This window comes from Streptococcus dysgalactiae subsp. dysgalactiae, assembly GCF_900459225.1.
Classification (GTDB): domain Bacteria; phylum Bacillota; class Bacilli; order Lactobacillales; family Streptococcaceae; genus Streptococcus; species Streptococcus dysgalactiae.
Genome location: NZ_UHFH01000003.1, coordinates 468,310 through 487,998, shown reverse-complemented (window position 1 = coordinate 487,998; position 19,689 = coordinate 468,310). Strand labels below are relative to the sequence as shown.

Sequence of the window (19,689 nt, the reverse complement as noted above, 5' to 3'; positions counted from 1 at the left end):
TCTGATATAATAATGATTATAAATAAGAGAAAGGCATATTGCTATGACGCCTAACAAAGAAGATTACTTGAAATGTATTTACGAAATTGGGGAGCAAGAATCTAAAATTTCAAACAAGATGGTGGCTGAAAAAATGCAGGTCTCTGCGCCAGCTGTTTCTGAGATGATTAAAAAAATGATTTCACAAGATTGGATTGTCAAAGAAAAAGGAAAAGGCTATCTGTTAACTGTCAAAGGACAGGTGCTTGTTGCTAATCTTTATCGTAAACACCGTTTGATTGAGGTTTTTCTCATCCACCAATTGGGATACAATGCGCAAGAAGTTCACCAAGAAGCTGAGGTCTTGGAACACACTGTTTCAGATACGTTTATTGACCGTTTGGATGAAACCCTCGGTTTTCCAACTTTCTGTCCTCATGGTGGCACCATCCCGCGAAACGGACAGCCTCTTGTGGAAATCAACCATACAACCCTTAACACTATTACAGACCTGGGACGCTTCCGCCTGAGTCGCATCCATGACCAATTTGATTTAATTCAATATTTAGAATCTCATGGACTTAAAATCAATACTGAGCTGGAGTTAACTCAAATTGACACGTTTGCAAAAACCTATACTATTCAGTATTTGGACAAAGAATTGATTATTCCTGAGAATATTGCCAAACAGTTATATGTGACCGCTCTTTAAATGACAGATAAAACAAAACCCTCTACTTCCGATTATTTATGATATGTACCCAGAATCCTGGACACATACTTATAAACTAGGCGGAACCCATGGATGTCATCCTGTATTGTACAGGAGGCATCCATTTTGTTTTTGCCTGAATTCTTTTGTTATTGTAATAATCAATATATTCCTCAACAGCTCTTGAGAATTCTTCACTTGAGAATTCTTCAAATGAAGAATAGTCTTTCTCATAGCCATAATACATCTCATTTTTTAACCTTCCAAAAAATGTCTCCATTATACAATTATCATAGCAGTTCCCTTTCCGTGACATAGACTGGACAATACCATGTTGGTGTAATGTATTTCTAAAATAAGGATGTTGGTACTGCCAACCTTGATCAGAATGAAATATAAGACCTTCTACTGATGGAAATTTATTGAAAGCTCTATCGAGCATTCTACTTATCTGTTCAAGATTAGGACTCATAGATAAATCATATGATATGATTTCATTTGTGTTCATGTCTAAAACTGGAGATATATAACACTTTCCCCATGAAAAATTAAACTGAGAGACATCTGTTGTCCACTTTTGTAAAGGCGCAGTTGTGCTAAAGTTTCTAGCAATAATATTGTCGGCAATCTTTCCTACCTCACCTTTATAGGAATGGTATTTTTCCTTTGGACGTTTGCCTAATAAACCTTCTTTATGCATGAGACGTTGAACTCTCTTATGGTTCACCTTGTATCCACGATTAATCAGTTCTTGATAGACTCGTCTAACGCCATATCTACTTTTATTTGAGTCAAAAATACTTTTGATTTCGTTAAGTAACTCTTCGTTTCTTAAAGCAACAGCATCTATCTTGCCAATCTCGAAATAATAAGTTGATTTGGCTAGGTTTACTGCTTTGAGAAGATATTTTATGTGATATCCTTTTTCTTTAAGTTCTTTGACGATTGCCGCTTTTTCGCCTTGAGTAGCGCAGTTCCTTTTTGTGTCTCAAGGCGATTAATTTTTTTATTGCTTCATTTTCTGTTTTTAAATAGGCTGTTTCAGCTCTTAATCTTATTAATTCTTCTCTCTCTGTAGGCGTTAAATCAACTGGCTTATATTTTTTAGTCATAGGCGGTTCCTTTTTCCTTCGGCGACCTCTTTTAAGGTTCAATCCTTCATACCCTTTTATTTTATATATTTGAACCCATTTAGACAATAGTCCAGTATCAATACCCGCGTTAATTGCAACACTACTTTGAGATTCTCCAGAGAAGACACGTGCAACTAGCTCATATCTTTCTTCAACTGTACGATTTTTAGATGATTTTGAATGTTTTAGAAAATCAAAACCATGTATTTCCGCAGTTTTTGACCATCGGACAATTCTTTTTCTAAAGTTTTTTTGCCCGATACCAACTGGAGTCTCTATCCACTGACCTGAACGATACATGTTTACTGCATTTAATTTAAAATTATAATTATATTTCATACAAAAACCCCTTTCACTGGATTAGTCCAGTAAAAGGGGTACATATCAATTTAATCAGAGTATAGAGGGTTTTGTTTTTTTGAGAAATATTTTTAGACAGCTAACTTTTCTAAAAATGCCATCAATGTTTGGGCAGATTTTTTGCCAGCTTCAATGATAAATTGGTCAAAGGTAATATTGGCGTCATGGGCTGCGGTATCACTCATAGCTCTTACCACGATAAATGGTTTACCTGTGGCATGGGCAGCTTGTGCAATTGCCGCTCCTTCCATTTCAACTGCTAGAACTGTGGGAAAAACCGTTTTAATGTTATCAATCTTATCTTGCCCCGCAATAAAACTATCTCCAGTTGCAATCAAACCAACTTGACTGCCTGTTGATTCCTGAGCTAAAACTTCTTTAAAAGTGTTCACAAATTGGGGGTCACAGTTAAAGCACAAAGGCTGCGATGCCATTTGACCATAAGCATAGCCAAAAGCAGTCACATCAACATCATGATAAACCAACTGATCAGCAACCACCACATCACCAATGGCTAGACCTGGTGCTACAGCTCCTGCTGACCCAGTGTTGATAATGGCATCCACATCGAAGTGATCTCCCAAGATAGCAACTGTCATCGCAGACATGACCTTACCAATACCTGACTGCACTAGTACTAAGTCATGCTGACCCAATCGACCCGTATAGTAAGTGTTGGATAACACTTGATGAGCTTGACAATCTAAAACATTTTCCAAAAGGAGGCGTAATTCTTCCTCCATAGCAGCGATAATTCCGATTTTCATAATAGTTCCTTATCTAGTTATAGGTAAAAGACAGCATAGACTAAAAGAGCGATAAGAATAATCACTGCAATAAGAATCAAGTTCAATTTAGATTGCAACTGACTCCGTCTAGCATTTTCGATGCGCCGACTCTTATAGATACGTTCTAATTCCTCATGGTCTGGCAGGAGCATGATTTTGGTGTCAAAATCCGCATACTCATCAGCTTCAAACGACTCTCCACGTTTGGCTTTTTCAATCACCTCATCAGTTAATAACGGCTTCCCCATTTACCGATCACCTCCAAAATGTAAGGCATAATATTGCAAAGCTATCAAGGTTTTAGCATCTGCTAATTTCCCTTTGGAAACGAGCTCCATACAGTCTTCATAAGTCAGTTCTAATACCTCAATCACTTCATCCTCATCTTGAGGTTTAGGATGGGGTACCTTTTTAAGATCAGTTGCTAAGTAAAGTTTGATTTTTTCATTACAAAAACCAATGGCTGTGTAAAACTCATAAAGAAGGGATAAATGACCAGTATAGGCTGTCTCTTCTTCTAATTCCCGTGCAGCAGCTTCTAACTCGGATCCCGATTCACCCACTTCCAACTTACCGGCTGGAATTTCATAAGAAACAGCTTCAATAGCTTTGCGGTATTGTTTGACAATCACAATTTTCTTATCAGGTGTAACCGCTAATACAGCAACGGCACCACGATGAAAAATCAATTCTCGCTTGGATTGTCCCAGATTGTTGGGAAGTTCAACATCATCCACAACAACTTTAAAAATATGACCATCAAAAATGTCTTGTCTTTTCAGCGTTTTTTCTTCAAATTCCATGCCTGACCTCCTTACTAAATAGATCTTGAGTTATTTGCTTCGACTTGGGTGATGAGGAAGACGCTTAGCGTAATCTTCCTTGGTCACTTGGCGGCTGCGCCCAATAGCAATGCTATCAGCTGGTACTGTCTTAGAAATAGTTGAGCCAGCTGCAGTTAAAGCATTGTCCCCAACTTCCAAGGGAGCAATAAGAGTTGAATTGCTACCAATAAAAGCGTAATCTCCAATAACTGTCTGATATTTATTTTGACCATCGTAGTTGACGGTAATGGTTCCTGCTCCAACATTCACTTTAGAACCTACTTGAGCATTTCCGATATAGGTCAAGTGTCCCGCTTTGGTTTTTTCTCCGATATGGGATCCTTTTACTTCTACAAAATTACCGATATGCACATCTTTAGCCAAACTTGTTCCTGGGCGAATATGGGCATAAGGCCCAACAGTGACACCAGAAGCTAAACTTGAAGATTCAATCATTGAGTTGGTGATGATACTTCCTTGACCAATTTCAGAATCCAAAATATAAGTACCATTCGTCAAGACACATTCGGCTGCGATGCGTGTTTTCCCTTTCAAGGTCACATTTCCTTCAATTAAAACATCCGGTGCAATCTCAACATCAGTTTCAATATAGACTGTTTCAGGGTTTTGGAAAGTCACTCCATTGACCATATGTTTTTTGGTGATGCGTTGGCGCATCACTGCTTCAGCTGTTGCTAAGGCCACACGATCATTAACACCAAGACTTTCATTGAAGTCTCTGAGGGTGTAAGCGCCGACTTTTTCTTTATGATCTCTAAAAATGGAGATCACATCTGTTAGGTAATATTCCCCTTGGGCATTGTTTGTTGTAATGTTTTTAAGGGCTTCAAACAAACGCTTATTGTCAAAGACATAAGTTCCTGTGTTAATCTCTTTGATTTGTTGTTCAAAATCGCTGGCATCTTTTTGCTCAACAATTTTAATCACTTCACCATCCTTGTTACGGATAATACGACCATAGCCAAAAGGATCCTGCGCTGTGGCAGTCAAAATCGTAGCAACATTTTTATGGTTAACGTGAAAATCAATCAGACTCTTGAGGCTTTGACCGGTGATTAAAGGGGTGTCGCCTGCAATCACCAAGGTATGACCTTCTAGTCCTGCTAACTTTTCTTCGGCCATCATAACAGCATGTCCTGTGCCTAGCTGTTCTGTTTGTAACACAAACTCGGATTGGTCTGCTAATACGTCACGTACCATATCTGCTTTGTGGCCAATAACGGTCACATTTTGCTCAGGTTCAATCGCTGCTACGCTGCGAAAAACGTGTTCTAACATGGTTAAGCCAGAAACATGGTGAAGCACTTTAGGAAGATCTGATTTCATGCGGGTGCCCTTACCCGCAGCTAGAATAATTGCATAATTTGTCATACGTTTTTCCTTAATAATGTGATAAATACCATCCCATTATAGCATATTTTCTCTCTTTTTCTCGATTCTTCCTCTCTTTTCCCTAGATCAACCACTTTTTGACCTTTAAACTGTAAAAAACAGACAAGTCACGCACGACTTATCTGTTTTGCTATGTCTCATTGAGAATTAACAGCACGCTCCAATACAGCCATGACCGCTCTGCTGTGTTCCAAAGCCTGATTCACTTTCTCAAAGTCTCTTTGGTCAATCATATCCCTAAAAGCAAGGAATTCTTCATACATGCGGTGTTCATGTTTGTTAAGATTAACCACTTCTGCTTCGTGACCGTATAAACTTAACTGAACTTGAGGGAGGGTATTCGTTGCTCCAAGCACTGCAAGTGAGCCTTTGTTGCCTTGAATAGTGGACTTGATTTCTGCCGTGCAATCCTTCGCCCCAATACAAACCACTTTAAACTGCTCATAGTCCATGACAAGCATGCCTGACGTATCAATTCCCTTGTCCATATTAGCTAAATATTGAACCTTTTTGGGACTGCCAAATAGGCCTACCACAAAATGAATATTATAGATATTTAAATCGCGCAAGGCTCCACCACCTTTTTGAGGGTCAAAGGCTGGTGCTATATCACCTTGCTTAAAGGCGTCATAACGAGACGAATATTGAGAATAGTTGCACTCTACAATTTTGATATCCCCCAGTCGATCAAGGTGCTCTTTAATAAAGGTCATATTGCTCAGATACTGATTGGTAATCGCTTCTAACAAAATGAGCTTTCGTTCTTTAGCGATCACCACTAATTCATCTAATTCCCCTGCTGTTAGGGTAAAAGGTTTTTCACAGATAACATGTTTGCCGGCTAGAAGAGCCTTTTTTGCCCCATCATAATGCAAATGATTAGGGGTTGCGATATAAACGGTGTCCACATCTTCTGAGGCAAGAACACTGTCAAAATCACTTGTAGCCGTTGAAATAGCAAAGCTTTTTGCTAATTCTCTAGCCACATCTATACTACGAGGCGTGGAAACAATAACTTTAAGGTCAATACCGTTAATTTCTTGTAGGACAGGCAAAACATCTTTGACAATCATTCCAGTCCCTAAAATTGCTAATTTCATCTTAATCTCCTAACTGTGGGTAAACCACTTGAAATTCTTCTAAAACAATGGGACTTTGTTCAGAAAAAACAAGCCCTGCCTCTTCAAAATAAGGTTGAAAAAAGTCCTGATGGGCCTGTCGCCACCAATCCAAGCTCCTATCCCCTTCTCCTTCTTTGTAAGCATGTTCTGCTGATACCTGATTAAAAGGAAGAACCTCAACCTTAGTAATTTGAATGATACAAACTGCCTGCCCTTGACCATCTAGCACCACATCATAAGTTCCAACCTGTGGAAGGGGTTCCTGATCTAAACTATATAAATCATAAGCAGAGGCTGTTGCTGTTTTAGTTCCTTCTAAGACGAGCTTTGCTAATAAATCCGGTTGAACCCCAAAGGCCCAAGCATCAAACTCATCACCAATACCAGGATTAATCTTTTGATAGGTCTGCCATAATTCTTCTACTGTCATTTTTTCTCCTTTATCTATCAAAGCTCTGATACAATGCCAACAACACATTTGAATGACTTACGAGACTTGGTTTGCTGTTTAAACCCTTCTTTGAAATCCAAAATCCAAACGGTATAACCCAGCCAAATTCTAAGGTAAATAGACCTCGGATGAACAGCTCCTGAAATACCTCTAACCTCAACTTCCGTTCCATCATCTTTTTCGTATTCTGTGCGAACCAACCAGGAATTGCCCAAGCCAATCTCAATATACTTGGTCATTTCAAACTCCAGCCACCATCAACTTTAAGGATTTCTCCCTGCATCGCTCCTGCTTTTCCTGAAGCTAAGTAGAGGGTAAGCTCAGCAATTTCTGCTGGGTCTAACCAGCGCCCAATCGGAGTTTCATCGGCCACCCATTGAGCCAAGCCTCCAGGTTCAAAATCTGCTTGTGTCATGGCCGTTTTAACGGCGCCTGGTGCAATGCCAAAAACCTGAATACCAGACTTGGCATAATCAAGAGCTAGCTGACGGGTAAAACCTGCCAAGGCGTGCTTGCTAGCTGTATAAGCTGCTCCGCCACCACCTGCTAAAAAACTAGCAATAGAACACATATTGATGATAATGCCAGAACCATTAGCAACCATTTGGGGTAAGTAATAGCGAGTGATTCGGATAGTTGCAAAAAGGTTGACCTGAAAAATTTTGTCAATATCGGCATCACTAATATCAAGTAAGGGCTTATAGTCGTCGAGGATTCCTGCGGTGTGGCATATGATGTCCACATGCGGTGCAAAGTCGTGAAGCGCAGCTAAATCGCCGCTAACGTCCAGTTGTAAAAACTGAAAGTCTCCGGGCAAGTCAGGTCTTTCTGACTTGTCAACGCCATAGACTGCGTAGCCATTTTCCAAAAAAAGACGGGCCTGCGCTAGTCCGATGCCTGATGATACTCCTGTGATAAGGACGCGTTTAGTCATGAACTTCTACCCAATCGGTGGCTAGCACATCACATGGGGTTGGCGCCCACATAGAAAAGCCTTCTCCCTCGCCAGACACATTAATCAAGAAGTAAGGCGTTACTTCAAGAGCTTGGCCATTTTGTTCGATGCTATCAAAGAGTTGAACATAGTTTTCAGCACCTGCCCAACCTGTTCTAACGTATTTTTTTTTCGCTTTGAGGCCTGGTAAAATCTCTTCAAATGTCATGATTGTCTCCTTTATCGTCTGTAATCGTTGATTTAATAGGCTTTTCAATTAGCCTATGAGTTCTAAAATATAAATTTGTTCACCTTTTTGTGGACTTATAAAGAATTTATGGCTTTTTCGTAATAGGAAACAGCCTCTTTTTCTTTGTCCATGGAAAGGTGACTATAAATATCCATGGTCATAGCTAACGTAGCATGACCTAGACGGTATTGTAATTCTTTATAGCTGATACCAGCATTAAGCAATAAACTAGCGTGAGTGTGTCGGAAAGCGTGAAAGGTAAATCTAGGGATAGCAATTTCAGCAATCCGCCTATCTAGACTTTCCTGTCTAGTTGCCATGTTTTGATATTCTTTCGTAGGTGTCGCAAACACCACAGCAGAAACATACGCCCCAGTCTCTATAAATAATTGTCGTTGCCTATTCTTGTAAAGGCGTAGCAGATTGATTGTTTTCTTGTCTATGCTGATGACCCTTACCCCTGCTTTGCTTTTTGGCGTACCAATTAACTTTAATAACCTACTGTAATTCTTGGTTATGCTGATAGTTCCATTCTCTAGGTCAATATCAGACCATTCTAGGGCTACTACTTCCCCAAAACGGCAACCAGTAGCAAGTAAAACGCTGTACAGAACATAATCAAAGAAATAGCTAAATTTCTTATTGGCTAGCTTTTCCATGTAAGCCATTAACGCTTTTAAATCTTCTGGAGCTATGAACTTAATAGCCTTATTTTCCTTTTTTGGTACTTTGGGCAACATGACATCACGCGCAGGGTTGAATGGCAATAACTGGAGAGATACCCCATATTGTAAAACACGCCTATTGATAGAGTGAACAACGCTATAATGTACCAACTCTCTAGATAAATCATTAATAAAACCTTGAATATAGCTAACAGATAGCTTATTTAATTTCAAAGCGCCAAAGACTGGTATTAAGTGATTATAGAGCATTCTCTTAGTTGCTATGAATGTCTGAGGCTTTACCGTAAGCTGGTAACTTTCTAGCCATAACTCAGCCAATTCTTGATAATTCTTTATTGGCACAACTTTAGTAACCGTGTAGCCATTAGAAATGAATTCATCTTGCGCGTGCTTTGCTTTTTGCTTAACCTCTTTTCTTGTCCTACCTGTTACGCTTGTTTTAGCTTTCTTACCTGTTACCTGGTCAGTACCTAAGTAAACATTAGCACGGTACACGATAGTACCGTTTTTCTTTGTAATTGGTTTGATTTTCATGATAAAAACCTTTCTAAACATCAGCAGGCAAGCCGTTATTAAAAAGATTTTGAGTTATTAGGTTTATATCATGCTGAGGCTTACGAGAAAGCCCCTATTTTCGTTTGTTTGGGGTAAGATGATAATTTATATAGCCAAATCATAAAATAGCGCTACGGGCTTTATATGGCGTTTATTTGATAAATGAAAAATGTAAAGGTTTTAGCAAGGTGTCGTAAGTTATGGAGTGTTTACGAAACGGACAAATAGAGAAAGTACTTCAAAATTTTTGAGTGAAAAACCTAGAAAAACCTATCTTTCAGATTTTGGAATGTTGATTTTTTACACGTCCCTGAGTCAGCATTGTCATAGTGACTAATAGTGACTTTTTGTCGAGGTCTGAAAAGTTCCTACTTGCTTAAGGTGTGGAAAAGTATGTGCATGTTTCAGCCTATAAAACCCTAACATTTTTTAGAGCTAATGTTGGGCAAAGTTGAGTTTTGTCCAGATATTTTGGCGCGTGGGTTAGTGGTTATTTTTCTTCTCTTCAAGTTCTAACCATTTATTTAATGGATAGCCTTCGAAATCTTCTCCGACTATTTTGTCAGAAAGACTTTTAATTAAATCGAAAACAAGTTGTTTATCTGAATTATCGAGGAGCTCGAATAATAGTATCATTTCTGCTTCCTTTGTGTGCATTAAGTCGTTATCGTTGTCAAACATTGAAAATTGTATGAATGTATTTGAAGCTGTATTTTCTAAAAAACGTTTCATACGTTTTTCTCCGATTTTTTTTGCTATCTCATCGTACACTATTCCAGCAGCACCTCCATAAGGTGTATCATACACAAGGTTTTTAATATCCGTTGTTTTTTCATATTCACTATACCCCAACAGATAACCAACCGATACACCGAAATAATCTGCTAAGGCTTGGGCTTTGTCTGGTTTGATTTGGCTTTCTCCGTTTTCCCAGCGTTGATAAGTTCTAAGAGGGGTTTGTAATTCAAGAGCCATCTCTTTTTGAGATAGCTTTTTTTCTTGTCGTAATTCTTTCAATCTATTCATAATATAACAACCTTTCAAAGTTGATTATAATTAAGTTTTTTAAAAAAGTCAAAAAATGACGTAAAAAAATTAAAAAAACTATTGACAACGCTATAAAATGACATTATAATCATAAACATAGTTTTTTGGTACGCCACAAAATGACGTTTACGCAAAACTCATCCCCCAAAAACAACTTTTTCGCTTTCAATCTACGGGGGATTATCACAGAAAGGAGGACAACAATGAGCAAACTCAAAGGATACCGTGTCATGCTTGGTCTGACACAACAAGCAATGGCTAAAAAGCTAGATATTTCTTTACAGTCATACAATAACAAGGAACTTGGAAAAACACCGTTCAATGATAAAGAGCGATTGTTAATCAAAGCTATGGTTGCTAAAGAAATCAAGCCAGATATTACCATTGATGAACTATTTTATTCATAAGACCAAAGGAGCAAGCAAGTATGAAAAGGAATTATAGCAAATTCATAGACGAGCTGAGAACTTTCTATAACATGAACTTGGTAGAGATTGTCCAACGGTTGGACAAAGTGGGCGCATGGCAAACACAAACCGAACCAAGTTAGTAGTATATAGAGAGGTAAAAGAAACTATGACAACACAAGTAAGTATTTTTGAAGAGACAAACGACCAAGGGCAACATTTACAAGTTATCTATACCGATAATTTCAATGGTCACGCTTTGGACGTTTATGGAGATTTTGAAAATCCATTATTTATGGCTAGGGCAGTAGCTGAAATGATTGACTACGGAAAGACTAGCCAAGGTTACTATGACGTACAGACTATGTTAAGAAAAGTAGACGAAGATGAAAAAGTGAAGGCTACGCCTTTAGAAGGCACTACGGATAATTTCCGTAGAGGTCAAAAAGTTTGGTTTTTAACCGAGCAAGGACTATATGAAGTGCTTTTTCAATCACGCAAACCGCTAGCCAAAGAGTTTAAAAAAGCCGTTAAGGAAATTCTAAAAGAAATCCGACTAAAAGGTTATTACATGGCAGGCGAGTTGGTAGAACCAACACCGACACCAGCAACAGACGACTTGTCTTATATCAAAGGTAAACTTGCTGACTTACAGAAACTAGATAATATCAGTGACATCAATAAAGGCATGGTAGTTATCAATCGTATCATTCTGACTTTGAGCCATGAAGACGCAAGCAGTGAGAAATGGCATCAGTTAACAGGACAATAGGAGGCAAACCATGAACCTAGTATATTTAGACGGCAAGAAAGGGAAAAGCCTATGCAAAAAGTAGAAAATTGGAATGGCAACAGTATCCGTTTTGTAGAACATAATGGCGAGTGGTGGGCAGTGCTGTCCGATATTACACGCGCTTTAAATTTAAGGACTGATAAAGTTCGGTCGCGTTTAGAAGGTGACCACCTTTCAAGGGTGGGCATAAAAGATAGAATGGGCAGAACGCAAGAAACTCTTATTGTTAACGAGTTCGGTATCTACGAAGCTATTTTTTCAAGTCGCAAAAAGGAAGCTAAGCAGTTTAAAAAGTGGGTATTTGAAACGATTAAGCAACTACGCCAAGTGACAGGGCTTGAAGGTTTCCAAGTATTCAGGATATTGGATAAGGAACACCAAAAACAAGCTATGGCAAAGTTAGAAATAGGTTTAAAATCAGTTTCTAAACGTGACCTTATCAAGGCTAATACTATTGCTAATAAGGCAGTATCAAATAAATACGGTTTTTCTAAGATGGTCGGTAAGTCAGATATGACCGAATCAATGCTAAAAGACCGTGAAGAAATCCTAGATGATACCGTTGAACTTATGGTGATGAGAGATAAATTTGGGCTTGATTTCAGCGTTGCAGATACCATTTACAGCAGACAATAAAAAGGGGTGAATCGTGAATAAAGAGAAGTTAGAATATCAAACGTTAGTCGCTAATTTACTAACAATAATATAAGCGTTAGATATAGTTGCTGATGATTTAGATGACTTAGCCGAGGTTGAGCCATCAACTCGGATCATGTTAGAGCTAGCAGTTCGAGACTTGAACCATTTGTATATCGAACACAATGAACGTTCTGAAGGCAAAGAAAAAACGCACCTAGTAGGCGCGTGAGAGCAACAAAAAAGGCTTTGAGAGCGACCAAACTTCCAAGCCTTTCACTATCAACTAAATCACAATAATATGGCAGGCAAGCCGTTATTAAAGGGATTTTAGTCATTTATTGATACTTAGATTATACCATGATTTAGGTATCTTGACCATACGGAGAGACATAACTCTTAAAAATGACATAACGCAAGAAACCAATTTGAAAAGAACCTATTACAGCCTATGCTTACAAGTTGGGCGACCGAGAGCATGAGGCAATTACCCAGAAAATATGATAACGAGGTATCAAAATATGGCATTAAGCACACGAAACATCAAGCAACAAGGCAACCAAATCGCTGAGTTGCTCCCACGTATTGAAATTATCCAACAGCTAGGCAATGCTTTATTGCTTGCTGATAATGCTGGAGCAGATAACACAATTTTGCATCATCAAATGAAACAAGCATTTAGCGTTATTTTTGAAATAACTGGACAGCTATATCAAGACCTAGATTTAATTGCTTGTAAGTTGATAAATTGTGATGATGATCAAGAATTGGAGGCTATTAGACAACATGAACGATAAGATTTTAAGCAACTATGAATTGCTATGTGCAGAGCTGGAAAATGTTATCAGCACCTTAGAGATGGCTATTAGTGATATTGACCAAGACAAAGCAACAGCTCTTGTAGCAGTAGCAACCAATGGGCTAAAGCATCTTGTTTCAGAACACACAGAATTATCAGATAGATTTTTCAAGGAGTATGACAATGAATGAGTTAAATTTAACACCAACTGAAAGTATTATCTTGATTGTCGTATGTTTGGTTATTCTCGTCTTGTTATGGCGTTATGAGAGCTATATAGAGCTTGATATTAGCCCACAAATTGATGAAGTAGAGGAAAACACCACAGACCACGTAAAAGAGCGCTATGGGCGTTATATTCAGCTTGCAGGCAAACGTTATAACTAGGAGCCATTACATGACATACACAATAGACATTTACCCAAACCCAGAAAATGCACCAGACAAACCGTATTTTACTAAAGCGATTTTTTCAAATAGTTGCCAACGTGGGAAAGAAAACCTTGATAAAATCCAAGACTTGTTAGGCGATATTATTATCGACCAGCGGACTAAAGAGGCTGTCATAGGAGTTCTAAAAGGGCAATCAATGCTACTAGATAACATGATTTATGGGGTTAAAACAAATCAAATAACCTTTACTAACCCAGACAGGCAAACGGAGGTAACAGAATGATACTACCACCGCTACCAGAGAATTATAGACGTGTCCTTAATCTTATCAAGGTAGGAGCTGACAACCCTACCACAGGGGCAGAGATAGCCCTTATTTTAAAGTTAGAGGAAAGGACAGTACAAAGTATCATTAGCCGTTTAATCACGCGCTACGGCGTTCCTATCATTGGCGTAAGGCATGGTTTTAATCGTGGGTACTTTATCCCAGCAGATAAGGCTGAGCTATTAGATGGTGCTAAAGCCTTTTACAATCAAGTACAGGAAGAACAAAAGCGCCTAAGTGTTTTGTTAAATGCTGACCTTGATAGCTATAAGGAGTTACTGAAAGGGGCTGATATGAATGTTTAGTTTAAGCAAAGAGAGTGAAAACAGTCTAAAACGCGGCATATTATCACTAATATCTGGGTTTCTAAAAGAATATCTAAAACCCAAACCACGGATAACAGGCTTGATCACTCCCAAACAGATAAAAGATGAACTGGATGTAGATTATAAAACTTTGCAACGTTGGGAGCGTGCAGGCTTAAAAAGGCTTACCCCTCCTATCGAGGACACGCGCAAAGTCTTTTATAAAATTGACGACCTTTTAATATTTCTAGGAGCTGAAAAATGACAATATACGAGGCTAGAGGTTTCAGCAATACCTTGCACCCTTTCGATAAGTTAGAACCTTTTGAATATATTGCACGGTTCAAACCTCAAATAGTTCCCAAAGGGGCTAATATTGAAGAATACAAACAAACCCAAGCCCCTTACTGTTTGAGTGGTAAAGTGAAACCAGATACCAATGGGAGTTATAAGCGTAATAATGCTAGCCTTGTCTATCGTGATTTGATTTTCCTTGATTATGATGAGATAGAAACAGGCGTAGACCTCCCTAAAATCGTTTCTGAGGCACTTAGTGCCTTTTCCTATATCATTTACCCAACTATTAAGCACACAACCGAAAAACAGCGTTTTAGGCTTGTTGTCAAACCTAGTAATGTGATGAATGAGGTAACCTATAAGAAAATTGTAACGGAAATAGCTGAAAAAATAGGCTTACCTTATGATACAGCAAGCCTTACATGGTCACAATTACAAGGCTTACCAGTGACAACAGGAAACCCAGCAGATTATCAAATAATTGTGAACAGGGGGTATGATTATATCGTACCTAGTCAGCCATTATCTGATTATCCCACTACTGCACCACTCTATACAGATAACCGACAACCTAAAAGAAAATCTATGACTATGCGCGTGATAGATACCTTATTACATGGTTTTGGTAACGAGGGAGGGCGTAACGTGGCACTCACGCGCTTTGTGGGGCTACTCCTTAATAAATGGGTTGATTGTGACGTAGAAACAGCCTACGAGCTTGCACAAATAGCTAATAGCGTAACTAATAAGCCAATCCCACAAAGGGAATTAGATAGAACTTTTGAAAGTATCGTAAAATCTGAAATTAGAAAGAGGTCAAGAATGTGAATATCAAGGAATTACAACAAGAATTGGATAGCACCAAACAGGTTAAAAAGCCCCAAACTATGAAAGAGCTGTACCAACTTTTACAATCATTAGGCGAGGCTTGGCGCGATGAACATAAAGAAGAAAAAGAAATCACTAAAGGTAACAGAAAAGGCGAGGTAGAAACCAAAATACCACGCCCTAGTGTTGCTGAGGTAGCTAATATTTTACTCAAAAATTGCTATTTTACCTTTATTGGCTACAGTAAACTAACAGACAGTAGCCAGCTATATATCTATCATTTAGATTTAGGCTATTATATTGCCAGCCGTGATATAGTCAATAAGCTAATTCTAAAATTTGATAGCAGGCTGACATCTAAGCGATTTACCGAAGAAGTGATTATTTTTCTAAGGACAGAAACAAAAATCAAGCCCCCTATGCAGGAAAGTTATTTAATACCAGTCAGAAATGGCATTTTTAACTTACATACTAAACAATTAGAAGCATTTACCCCTAAGCATATTATCACAACCAAGATAACCACAACATACAATCCAGAGGCTAAAAAAACCCTTTTAGGCGGTTGGTTCGATTTTGATAAGTGGCTAGGTACTCTTGCTTGTGACGATAAGGAAATCATTACACTACTTTGGCAAGTCATGAACGAGGCTATCAATCCCAACCGCACGCGCAAAAAGATGGTCATTTTAACTGGAGATGGGAACAACGGAAAAGGGACATTTCAAGCTCTATTAGAAAATCTGATAGGCAAGGAAAACATTAGCAACATTAAACCAGACCAATTTCAAGAACAGCACCTACTTTCAGCTCTTAATGGAAAAGTTTGTAATATTGGTGATGATATTTCTGATAAATACCTTGATAGTGTTTCCGACCTAATGAGTATCGTCACAGGCGATACTATTCAAGTAAACCCTAAACATTTACAGCCCTATGAGGCTACCTATCGCCTATTATGTATCTTTTCTGGTAATGGTATCCCTAGAAGTCGCAACAAGTCACAAGGCTGGTATAGGCGGCTGTGTATCGTGCCATTTAACGCTGATTTTAATGGCACAGTGGAGCGCCCAGAAATCAAAGACGACTTTATCAAAAATAAAGAGCTTTTAGAGTGGGTACTTTATCAAATCCTAAATATGGCGGAATTTGATAAATTCATTGAACCTAAAGCAGTCAAAGACATGTTAGACGAGTACAAAGAGGACAACGATTTTTATTATTCTTTTGTGGTCGGAACTTATATCCCCAATGGCTACCATGAGTTGCAACATGTCCCCTTACCAATTATCAAACAATGGCTAGAAGAATTTACAGAAGATGAGGGGATAAAGAACGCTAATTTATACGGTTACGGTAAAAAGATGCTTGCGGTACTGAATAAGGAGACTGAAAAAACTTACACTATAAAAAATGGTAGAGTGCCATTAAACGACCACAAAACATTAGACCCTAATGGATTTTACAGAAGAAAGCTGACAGGAACACCTAAAGGTATCCATAAAGAAACTTAACCAGTTAATTTGTTACCATGTTACCAAGATGTTACCAAGATTGTAAAACTTGGTAACGTGGCTTAAACCCTTGATAATACTGAATTTTTACCTCTAAATTATCAAAATGTTACCATGTTACCAAGATTTTTATTTATATATATAGGAGTTGGAAATCATTTCATCTTTTCTATAGGAATAATTTTTCAAAAGACGGTAACATGAAAACGACACCCTCTAAACCCTTGATAATACTAGGTTAAAACGTGTTACCAAGATTTTTGAAAGTTGGTAACATTTGCCGGAATTTTACATAATTTTTCTTAAAATAAGAAATGGAGACTAAAAAATGATAGAAAACGACTACCTAGAACAAGCTGAAAAGGATAGATTAGAACTTGAGAAACACCGCCTAAATTATATGGCTGATGATACACCTATTGAGCCTAGCGATATTCCTAAACTAATGGAAATAGCCCAAAAGTTACAGGCGGAGGATACAAGTCTAAATATCTATGAACTGTACAAGCACCCAGAGGCGCGTGCTAAACTATTCTCACAGATAGCTGAAGCTTATTATATGGCTTTGAATGCAACACCAACACAAGCCCAAAGATTGGCATTTTGCGACTATCTAGAACAGCAATATAAAACAATCCTAAAGAAAATGATTGCCAGCACAGATAAACAAGCACTAGGTGAATTGCTAGATTTGTTAGAGCTACCAGAAGAAACTGAAAAACAATTTATCCGAGATATGGCAGTCAGTGGGATACTAGCCAAAGATTGAACAGAGAGGTGATAGCCTCTTTTGTTTTTTAATCAATAAATTTGGGTTTTCTCTATAAGGAGGGGTGAAATGATTGAATTGACCATAGAAAGCATAACCAAACCACTGAAACAAAAAGGCTTATCAAAAATATCTGGTAAGTTAAAGGGAGTAGGTATCACTATTGACCTTAATAACCTAACTGTTAACTACGATAGCCAAGAGATAAACCTAGCCAGCATACCAGGAACTTATGGAGGTGTCCGCTACTTCTTCCTTTGCCCTATTTGTGGTAGGAGGTGTAGAAAACTATTCAAAAATAGCCTTATCTTTGCTTGCGGTACTTGTCAAGATAGGCATAGGGCAACTTTGAACCGAAGTAAAACAGACTGCCAGTATTATTTTGAACTAGCTTTCAAAGAGGCTAGGAAAATAGACCCCAGTTACTATCCAGAAAAAGGGTACGTTGATTATGATAATTTTCCTAGCCGTCCAAAAAGAATGAGAGCTAAAACATACAGGAGGCATTACAGAAAGTTTACTAGCTATTTAGATAAAGGGGTAAGTTATTGGTTAGGTGGACTTAAATAAACAGGGTACATTTACAAAACGAACAAATAAAGAGCGTTCCGCTATTTCCCAAACAAATAAACTGACTTAACAAAGGCGTTAAATAGTATTTTTGATATAATCATAGTCATATTGAGGTATTAAATTATGTTTGAAATCAATATGACAATTAACGAGCAACTAAGAAACGCTAGAGACTTAAAGCCATTCATTGAAAACCTAGAAATCGAGTTAGTACAGGTAAGGGAACAATTCAAATCACAGCCAGCACTACTAGAACCCCAAGAAACTGAAATACTAACAGCCATTAGAGAAATCACAGCTAGACGGCAACATATGGCTGACTTAATCAATCAGTTATCAGATAAAAGGCAACGTGATGTATTAACGGCACAATATATCAAAGGCATAAAAACTAAAAATCTAGCTAATGTATTAGGTATGAATGATAGGGAGTTACAAAATATACGCAGAAAAGCTATTAAGAGTTTAGAACAGTTACAAAATCAACTAAAACAGTCAGAGACTTAAAAATTAGCGCTATTTTGGCGCGTGTTTTACCTTGTCCGATAAATTAACCACAGACTAATCAAAAGCCCTTAGAAACGATTTTAGGGGCTATTTTTGATTTACCAACTATTGATTAGAAATATAACAATCTTTACTTGAATACGTATTACACGTATGATATAATGATATTGTCAGGAGGTAAAAGCGCTATGCCTATGACACAAAAAGAAATGGTTAAACTTCTTACCGCCAACGGTTGGACAAAGACCAAAGGGGGTAAAGGGTCACACGTTAAACTTGAAAAAGCAGGCGAGCGACCTATAACCATTCCCCACGGTGAAATTAACAAATACACCGAAAGGGGTATCAAAAAGCAAGCAGGGCTGTTATAAAGGCAGTCCCCCGCTTGTCTTTCATTTTGGAGGTAAACTATGCTTGTCACTTATCCAGCTTTATTTTATTTTGACGATACAGACGGAGCTAACGCCCCTTACTTTGTCACTTTCCCAGATTTTGAACATTCAGCAACTCAGGGCGAAGATATGGCAGACGCTATGGCAATGGCTAGTGATTGGTTAGGTATACATCTAGCTGATTATATTGAGAATGGGCGAGATATTCCCACTCCTACCCCTATTAACACCTTATCTTTAGCAGATAATAACCCTTTCCGTGATGATGAGGATATAGAGCTTATCTATGACCCTAGTAAGTCTTTTATTTCTATGGTTATGGTAGATGTCGCCGATTATTTAGGCAGTCAAGAACCTATAAAGAAAACTCTAACTATCCCACGTTGGGCGGATACTTTAGGGCGTGAGTTGGGGCTAAATTTCTCACAGACCTTAACAGACGCTATTGCAGATAAAAAAATTCATGCTTAATATTAGCAGACCGACACCGTTTTCGGTCTGTTTTTGCGTTATTGGCTACAGTATGAAACAGTAAAATACAGTAGGTTTGCGCGTGACAATAGCTTGAAACTGACTTGTTAAGGTCAACAAAATTGTCAACCACGCGCTTCGCAGCGTTTATCTATTCGAGTGATAACATGGTATAATTATAATCACAGCTGGAGGCTTGCATAGTCTAGCCGATTAGGGAGAGTCAGCCCGTGAGGTCATACCCTCCCTTTTTTGGTATAATAAGCCTATCAGATAAGCAAAAGCAACTAAAAAAGCGTAGCTGATGACTACGCTAGTTCTTGCCTGCTGAACTCATGATTTATTGACCTATTTTAGGTCTTTTTTTGTTCACCTTTTTGTGGACTTTGGGAGACTGTCAAGGGAAATTTATGACTATAATTTTTCA

29 protein-coding genes and 2 pseudogenes are annotated in these 19,689 nt (G+C 38.2%); 18 read left to right on the top strand and 13 right to left on the bottom strand.

Translation table 11 applies throughout. The features are described 5' to 3' along the window. Positions 1–43 precede the first annotated feature (43 nt). Positions 44–691 (top strand): metal-dependent transcriptional regulator, encoded by a 648-nt coding sequence (locus tag DYD17_RS02710; protein WP_115252670.1) that lies wholly within the window; start codon positions 44–46, stop codon positions 689–691. 76 nt (positions 692–767) lie between these two features. Here DYD17_RS02710 and DYD17_RS02705 read toward each other — a convergent pair whose 3' ends face one another. The 13 genes from DYD17_RS02705 to DYD17_RS11085 all read right to left on the bottom strand — a co-directional run bounded on the left by DYD17_RS02705 (position 768) and on the right by DYD17_RS11085 (position 10,232). After that, positions 768–1,604 carry an IS3 family transposase gene (locus DYD17_RS02705; RefSeq protein ID WP_236593291.1) on the bottom strand — a complete coding sequence of 279 codons (837 nt, stop codon included), beginning with the start codon at positions 1,602–1,604 and terminating at the stop codon, positions 768–770. A 16-nt stretch (positions 1,605–1,620) separates the two neighbouring features. Further along, a complete protein-coding gene (locus DYD17_RS02700; RefSeq protein WP_226317386.1) occupies positions 1,621–2,163 on the bottom strand; it encodes a helix-turn-helix domain-containing protein in 543 nt (180 codons plus the stop codon). Positions 2,164–2,255: 92 nt separating this feature from the next. Beyond that, a complete protein-coding gene (locus DYD17_RS02695) occupies positions 2,256–2,951 on the bottom strand; it encodes a 5'-methylthioadenosine/adenosylhomocysteine nucleosidase (RefSeq protein ID WP_115252668.1) in 696 nt (231 codons plus the stop codon). A 17-nt stretch (positions 2,952–2,968) separates the two neighbouring features. Next, positions 2,969–3,220: a cell wall synthase accessory phosphoprotein MacP gene (gene macP, locus DYD17_RS02690; protein WP_115246590.1), complete on the bottom strand. Its 252-nt coding sequence runs from the start codon at positions 3,218–3,220 to the stop codon at positions 2,969–2,971. After that, on the bottom strand, positions 3,221–3,775 hold the full coding sequence (locus DYD17_RS02685; RefSeq protein ID WP_003049863.1) for an NUDIX hydrolase: 555 nt from the start codon (positions 3,773–3,775) through the stop codon (positions 3,221–3,223). Positions 3,776–3,805: 30 nt separating this feature from the next. Further along, the gene (gene glmU, locus DYD17_RS02680; RefSeq protein WP_003049862.1) at positions 3,806–5,188 is read right to left on the bottom strand and encodes a bifunctional UDP-N-acetylglucosamine diphosphorylase/glucosamine-1-phosphate N-acetyltransferase GlmU; all 1,383 of its coding nucleotides are present in this window, start codon (positions 5,186–5,188) and stop codon (positions 3,806–3,808) included. Between the two features lie 158 nt (positions 5,189–5,346). Further along, entirely contained in the window at positions 5,347–6,309 is a 963-nt protein-coding gene (locus DYD17_RS02675; protein ID WP_003049861.1) for a Gfo/Idh/MocA family protein, read from the bottom strand. A 1-nt stretch (position 6,310) separates the two neighbouring features. Continuing rightward, positions 6,311–6,760, bottom strand: a complete 450-nt coding sequence (locus DYD17_RS02670; RefSeq protein ID WP_115276330.1) for an ASCH domain-containing protein — start codon at positions 6,758–6,760, stop codon at positions 6,311–6,313. Between the two features lie 17 nt (positions 6,761–6,777). Beyond that, positions 6,778–7,020, bottom strand: a complete 243-nt coding sequence (locus tag DYD17_RS02665; protein ID WP_003049859.1) for a DUF3977 family protein — start codon at positions 7,018–7,020, stop codon at positions 6,778–6,780. Beyond that, complete coding sequence (locus tag DYD17_RS02660) at positions 7,017–7,715, bottom strand: 3-oxoacyl-ACP reductase (RefSeq protein ID WP_003049858.1); 699 nt, start codon at positions 7,713–7,715, stop codon at positions 7,017–7,019. The genes DYD17_RS02665 and DYD17_RS02660 overlap by 4 nt, the downstream gene beginning before the upstream one ends. After that, entirely contained in the window at positions 7,708–7,944 is a 237-nt protein-coding gene (locus DYD17_RS02655) for a DUF2829 domain-containing protein (RefSeq protein WP_003049857.1), read from the bottom strand. Before DYD17_RS02655 ends, DYD17_RS02660 begins: the two co-directional genes overlap by 8 nt. A gap of 95 nt (positions 7,945–8,039) precedes the next feature. Beyond that, positions 8,040–9,185: a tyrosine-type recombinase/integrase gene (locus DYD17_RS02650; protein ID WP_115252666.1), complete on the bottom strand. Its 1,146-nt coding sequence runs from the start codon at positions 9,183–9,185 to the stop codon at positions 8,040–8,042. Positions 9,186–9,689: 504 nt separating this feature from the next. Then, a complete protein-coding gene (locus DYD17_RS11085; protein WP_236593256.1) occupies positions 9,690–10,232 on the bottom strand; it encodes a helix-turn-helix domain-containing protein in 543 nt (180 codons plus the stop codon). 224 nt (positions 10,233–10,456) lie between these two features. Between DYD17_RS11085 and DYD17_RS02640 the strand changes: the two genes are divergently transcribed. The 17 genes and pseudogenes from DYD17_RS02640 (at position 10,457) to DYD17_RS02565 (ending at position 19,262) form a co-directional block, all read left to right on the top strand. After that, positions 10,457–10,660: a helix-turn-helix transcriptional regulator gene (locus tag DYD17_RS02640; protein WP_115252665.1), complete on the top strand. Its 204-nt coding sequence runs from the start codon at positions 10,457–10,459 to the stop codon at positions 10,658–10,660. 169 nt (positions 10,661–10,829) lie between these two features. Continuing rightward, the gene (locus DYD17_RS02635) at positions 10,830–11,432 is read left to right on the top strand and encodes a BRO-N domain-containing protein (RefSeq protein WP_115253242.1); all 603 of its coding nucleotides are present in this window, start codon (positions 10,830–10,832) and stop codon (positions 11,430–11,432) included. Positions 11,433–11,483: 51 nt separating this feature from the next. Continuing rightward, positions 11,484–12,089: a BRO-N domain-containing protein gene (locus DYD17_RS02630; RefSeq protein WP_115252664.1), complete on the top strand. Its 606-nt coding sequence runs from the start codon at positions 11,484–11,486 to the stop codon at positions 12,087–12,089. 521 nt (positions 12,090–12,610) lie between these two features. After that, positions 12,611–12,886: a hypothetical protein gene (locus tag DYD17_RS02625; RefSeq protein WP_115252663.1), complete on the top strand. Its 276-nt coding sequence runs from the start codon at positions 12,611–12,613 to the stop codon at positions 12,884–12,886. Continuing rightward, positions 12,876–13,079: a hypothetical protein gene (locus DYD17_RS02620; protein ID WP_018164433.1), complete on the top strand. Its 204-nt coding sequence runs from the start codon at positions 12,876–12,878 to the stop codon at positions 13,077–13,079. The genes DYD17_RS02625 and DYD17_RS02620 overlap by 11 nt, the downstream gene beginning before the upstream one ends. After that, on the top strand, positions 13,072–13,275 hold the full coding sequence (locus DYD17_RS02615; protein ID WP_115252662.1) for a hypothetical protein: 204 nt from the start codon (positions 13,072–13,074) through the stop codon (positions 13,273–13,275). Before DYD17_RS02620 ends, DYD17_RS02615 begins: the two co-directional genes overlap by 8 nt. A 10-nt stretch (positions 13,276–13,285) precedes the next feature. Continuing rightward, the gene (locus tag DYD17_RS02610) at positions 13,286–13,564 is read left to right on the top strand and encodes a hypothetical protein (RefSeq protein WP_115252661.1); all 279 of its coding nucleotides are present in this window, start codon (positions 13,286–13,288) and stop codon (positions 13,562–13,564) included. Further along, positions 13,561–13,911 carry a helix-turn-helix domain-containing protein gene (locus DYD17_RS02605; protein WP_115252660.1) on the top strand — a complete coding sequence of 117 codons (351 nt, stop codon included), beginning with the start codon at positions 13,561–13,563 and terminating at the stop codon, positions 13,909–13,911. The genes DYD17_RS02610 and DYD17_RS02605 overlap by 4 nt, the downstream gene beginning before the upstream one ends. Then, the gene (locus DYD17_RS02600) at positions 13,904–14,176 is read left to right on the top strand and encodes a MerR family transcriptional regulator (protein ID WP_017768772.1); all 273 of its coding nucleotides are present in this window, start codon (positions 13,904–13,906) and stop codon (positions 14,174–14,176) included. Before DYD17_RS02605 ends, DYD17_RS02600 begins: the two co-directional genes overlap by 8 nt. After that, positions 14,173–14,722 (top strand): annotated as a pseudogene (locus DYD17_RS11380) (primase alpha helix C-terminal domain-containing protein); the annotation flags it as partial. The gene DYD17_RS02600 and the pseudogene DYD17_RS11380, both read left to right, overlap by 4 nt. Positions 14,723–14,790: 68 nt before the next feature. After that, positions 14,791–15,036 (top strand): annotated as a pseudogene (locus DYD17_RS11375) (primase alpha helix C-terminal domain-containing protein); the annotation flags it as partial. Then, the gene (locus DYD17_RS02590; RefSeq protein ID WP_174221689.1) at positions 15,033–16,550 is read left to right on the top strand and encodes a DNA primase family protein; all 1,518 of its coding nucleotides are present in this window, start codon (positions 15,033–15,035) and stop codon (positions 16,548–16,550) included. The pseudogene DYD17_RS11375 and the gene DYD17_RS02590, both read left to right, overlap by 4 nt. Before the next feature lie 328 nt (positions 16,551–16,878). After that, complete coding sequence (locus DYD17_RS02585) at positions 16,879–17,319, top strand: hypothetical protein (protein ID WP_115252658.1); 441 nt, start codon at positions 16,879–16,881, stop codon at positions 17,317–17,319. 69 nt (positions 17,320–17,388) lie between these two features. After that, a complete protein-coding gene (locus DYD17_RS02580; RefSeq protein ID WP_115252657.1) occupies positions 17,389–17,889 on the top strand; it encodes a hypothetical protein in 501 nt (166 codons plus the stop codon). Between the two features lie 126 nt (positions 17,890–18,015). Then, a complete protein-coding gene (locus tag DYD17_RS02575) occupies positions 18,016–18,399 on the top strand; it encodes a DUF1492 domain-containing protein (RefSeq protein WP_115252656.1) in 384 nt (127 codons plus the stop codon). A 188-nt stretch (positions 18,400–18,587) separates the two neighbouring features. Continuing rightward, entirely contained in the window at positions 18,588–18,770 is a 183-nt protein-coding gene (locus DYD17_RS02570; protein WP_015647112.1) for a type II toxin-antitoxin system HicA family toxin, read from the top strand. Between the two features lie 39 nt (positions 18,771–18,809). Beyond that, positions 18,810–19,262, top strand: a complete 453-nt coding sequence (locus DYD17_RS02565; protein WP_115252655.1) for a type II toxin-antitoxin system HicB family antitoxin — start codon at positions 18,810–18,812, stop codon at positions 19,260–19,262. Positions 19,263–19,689 lie beyond the last annotated feature (427 nt).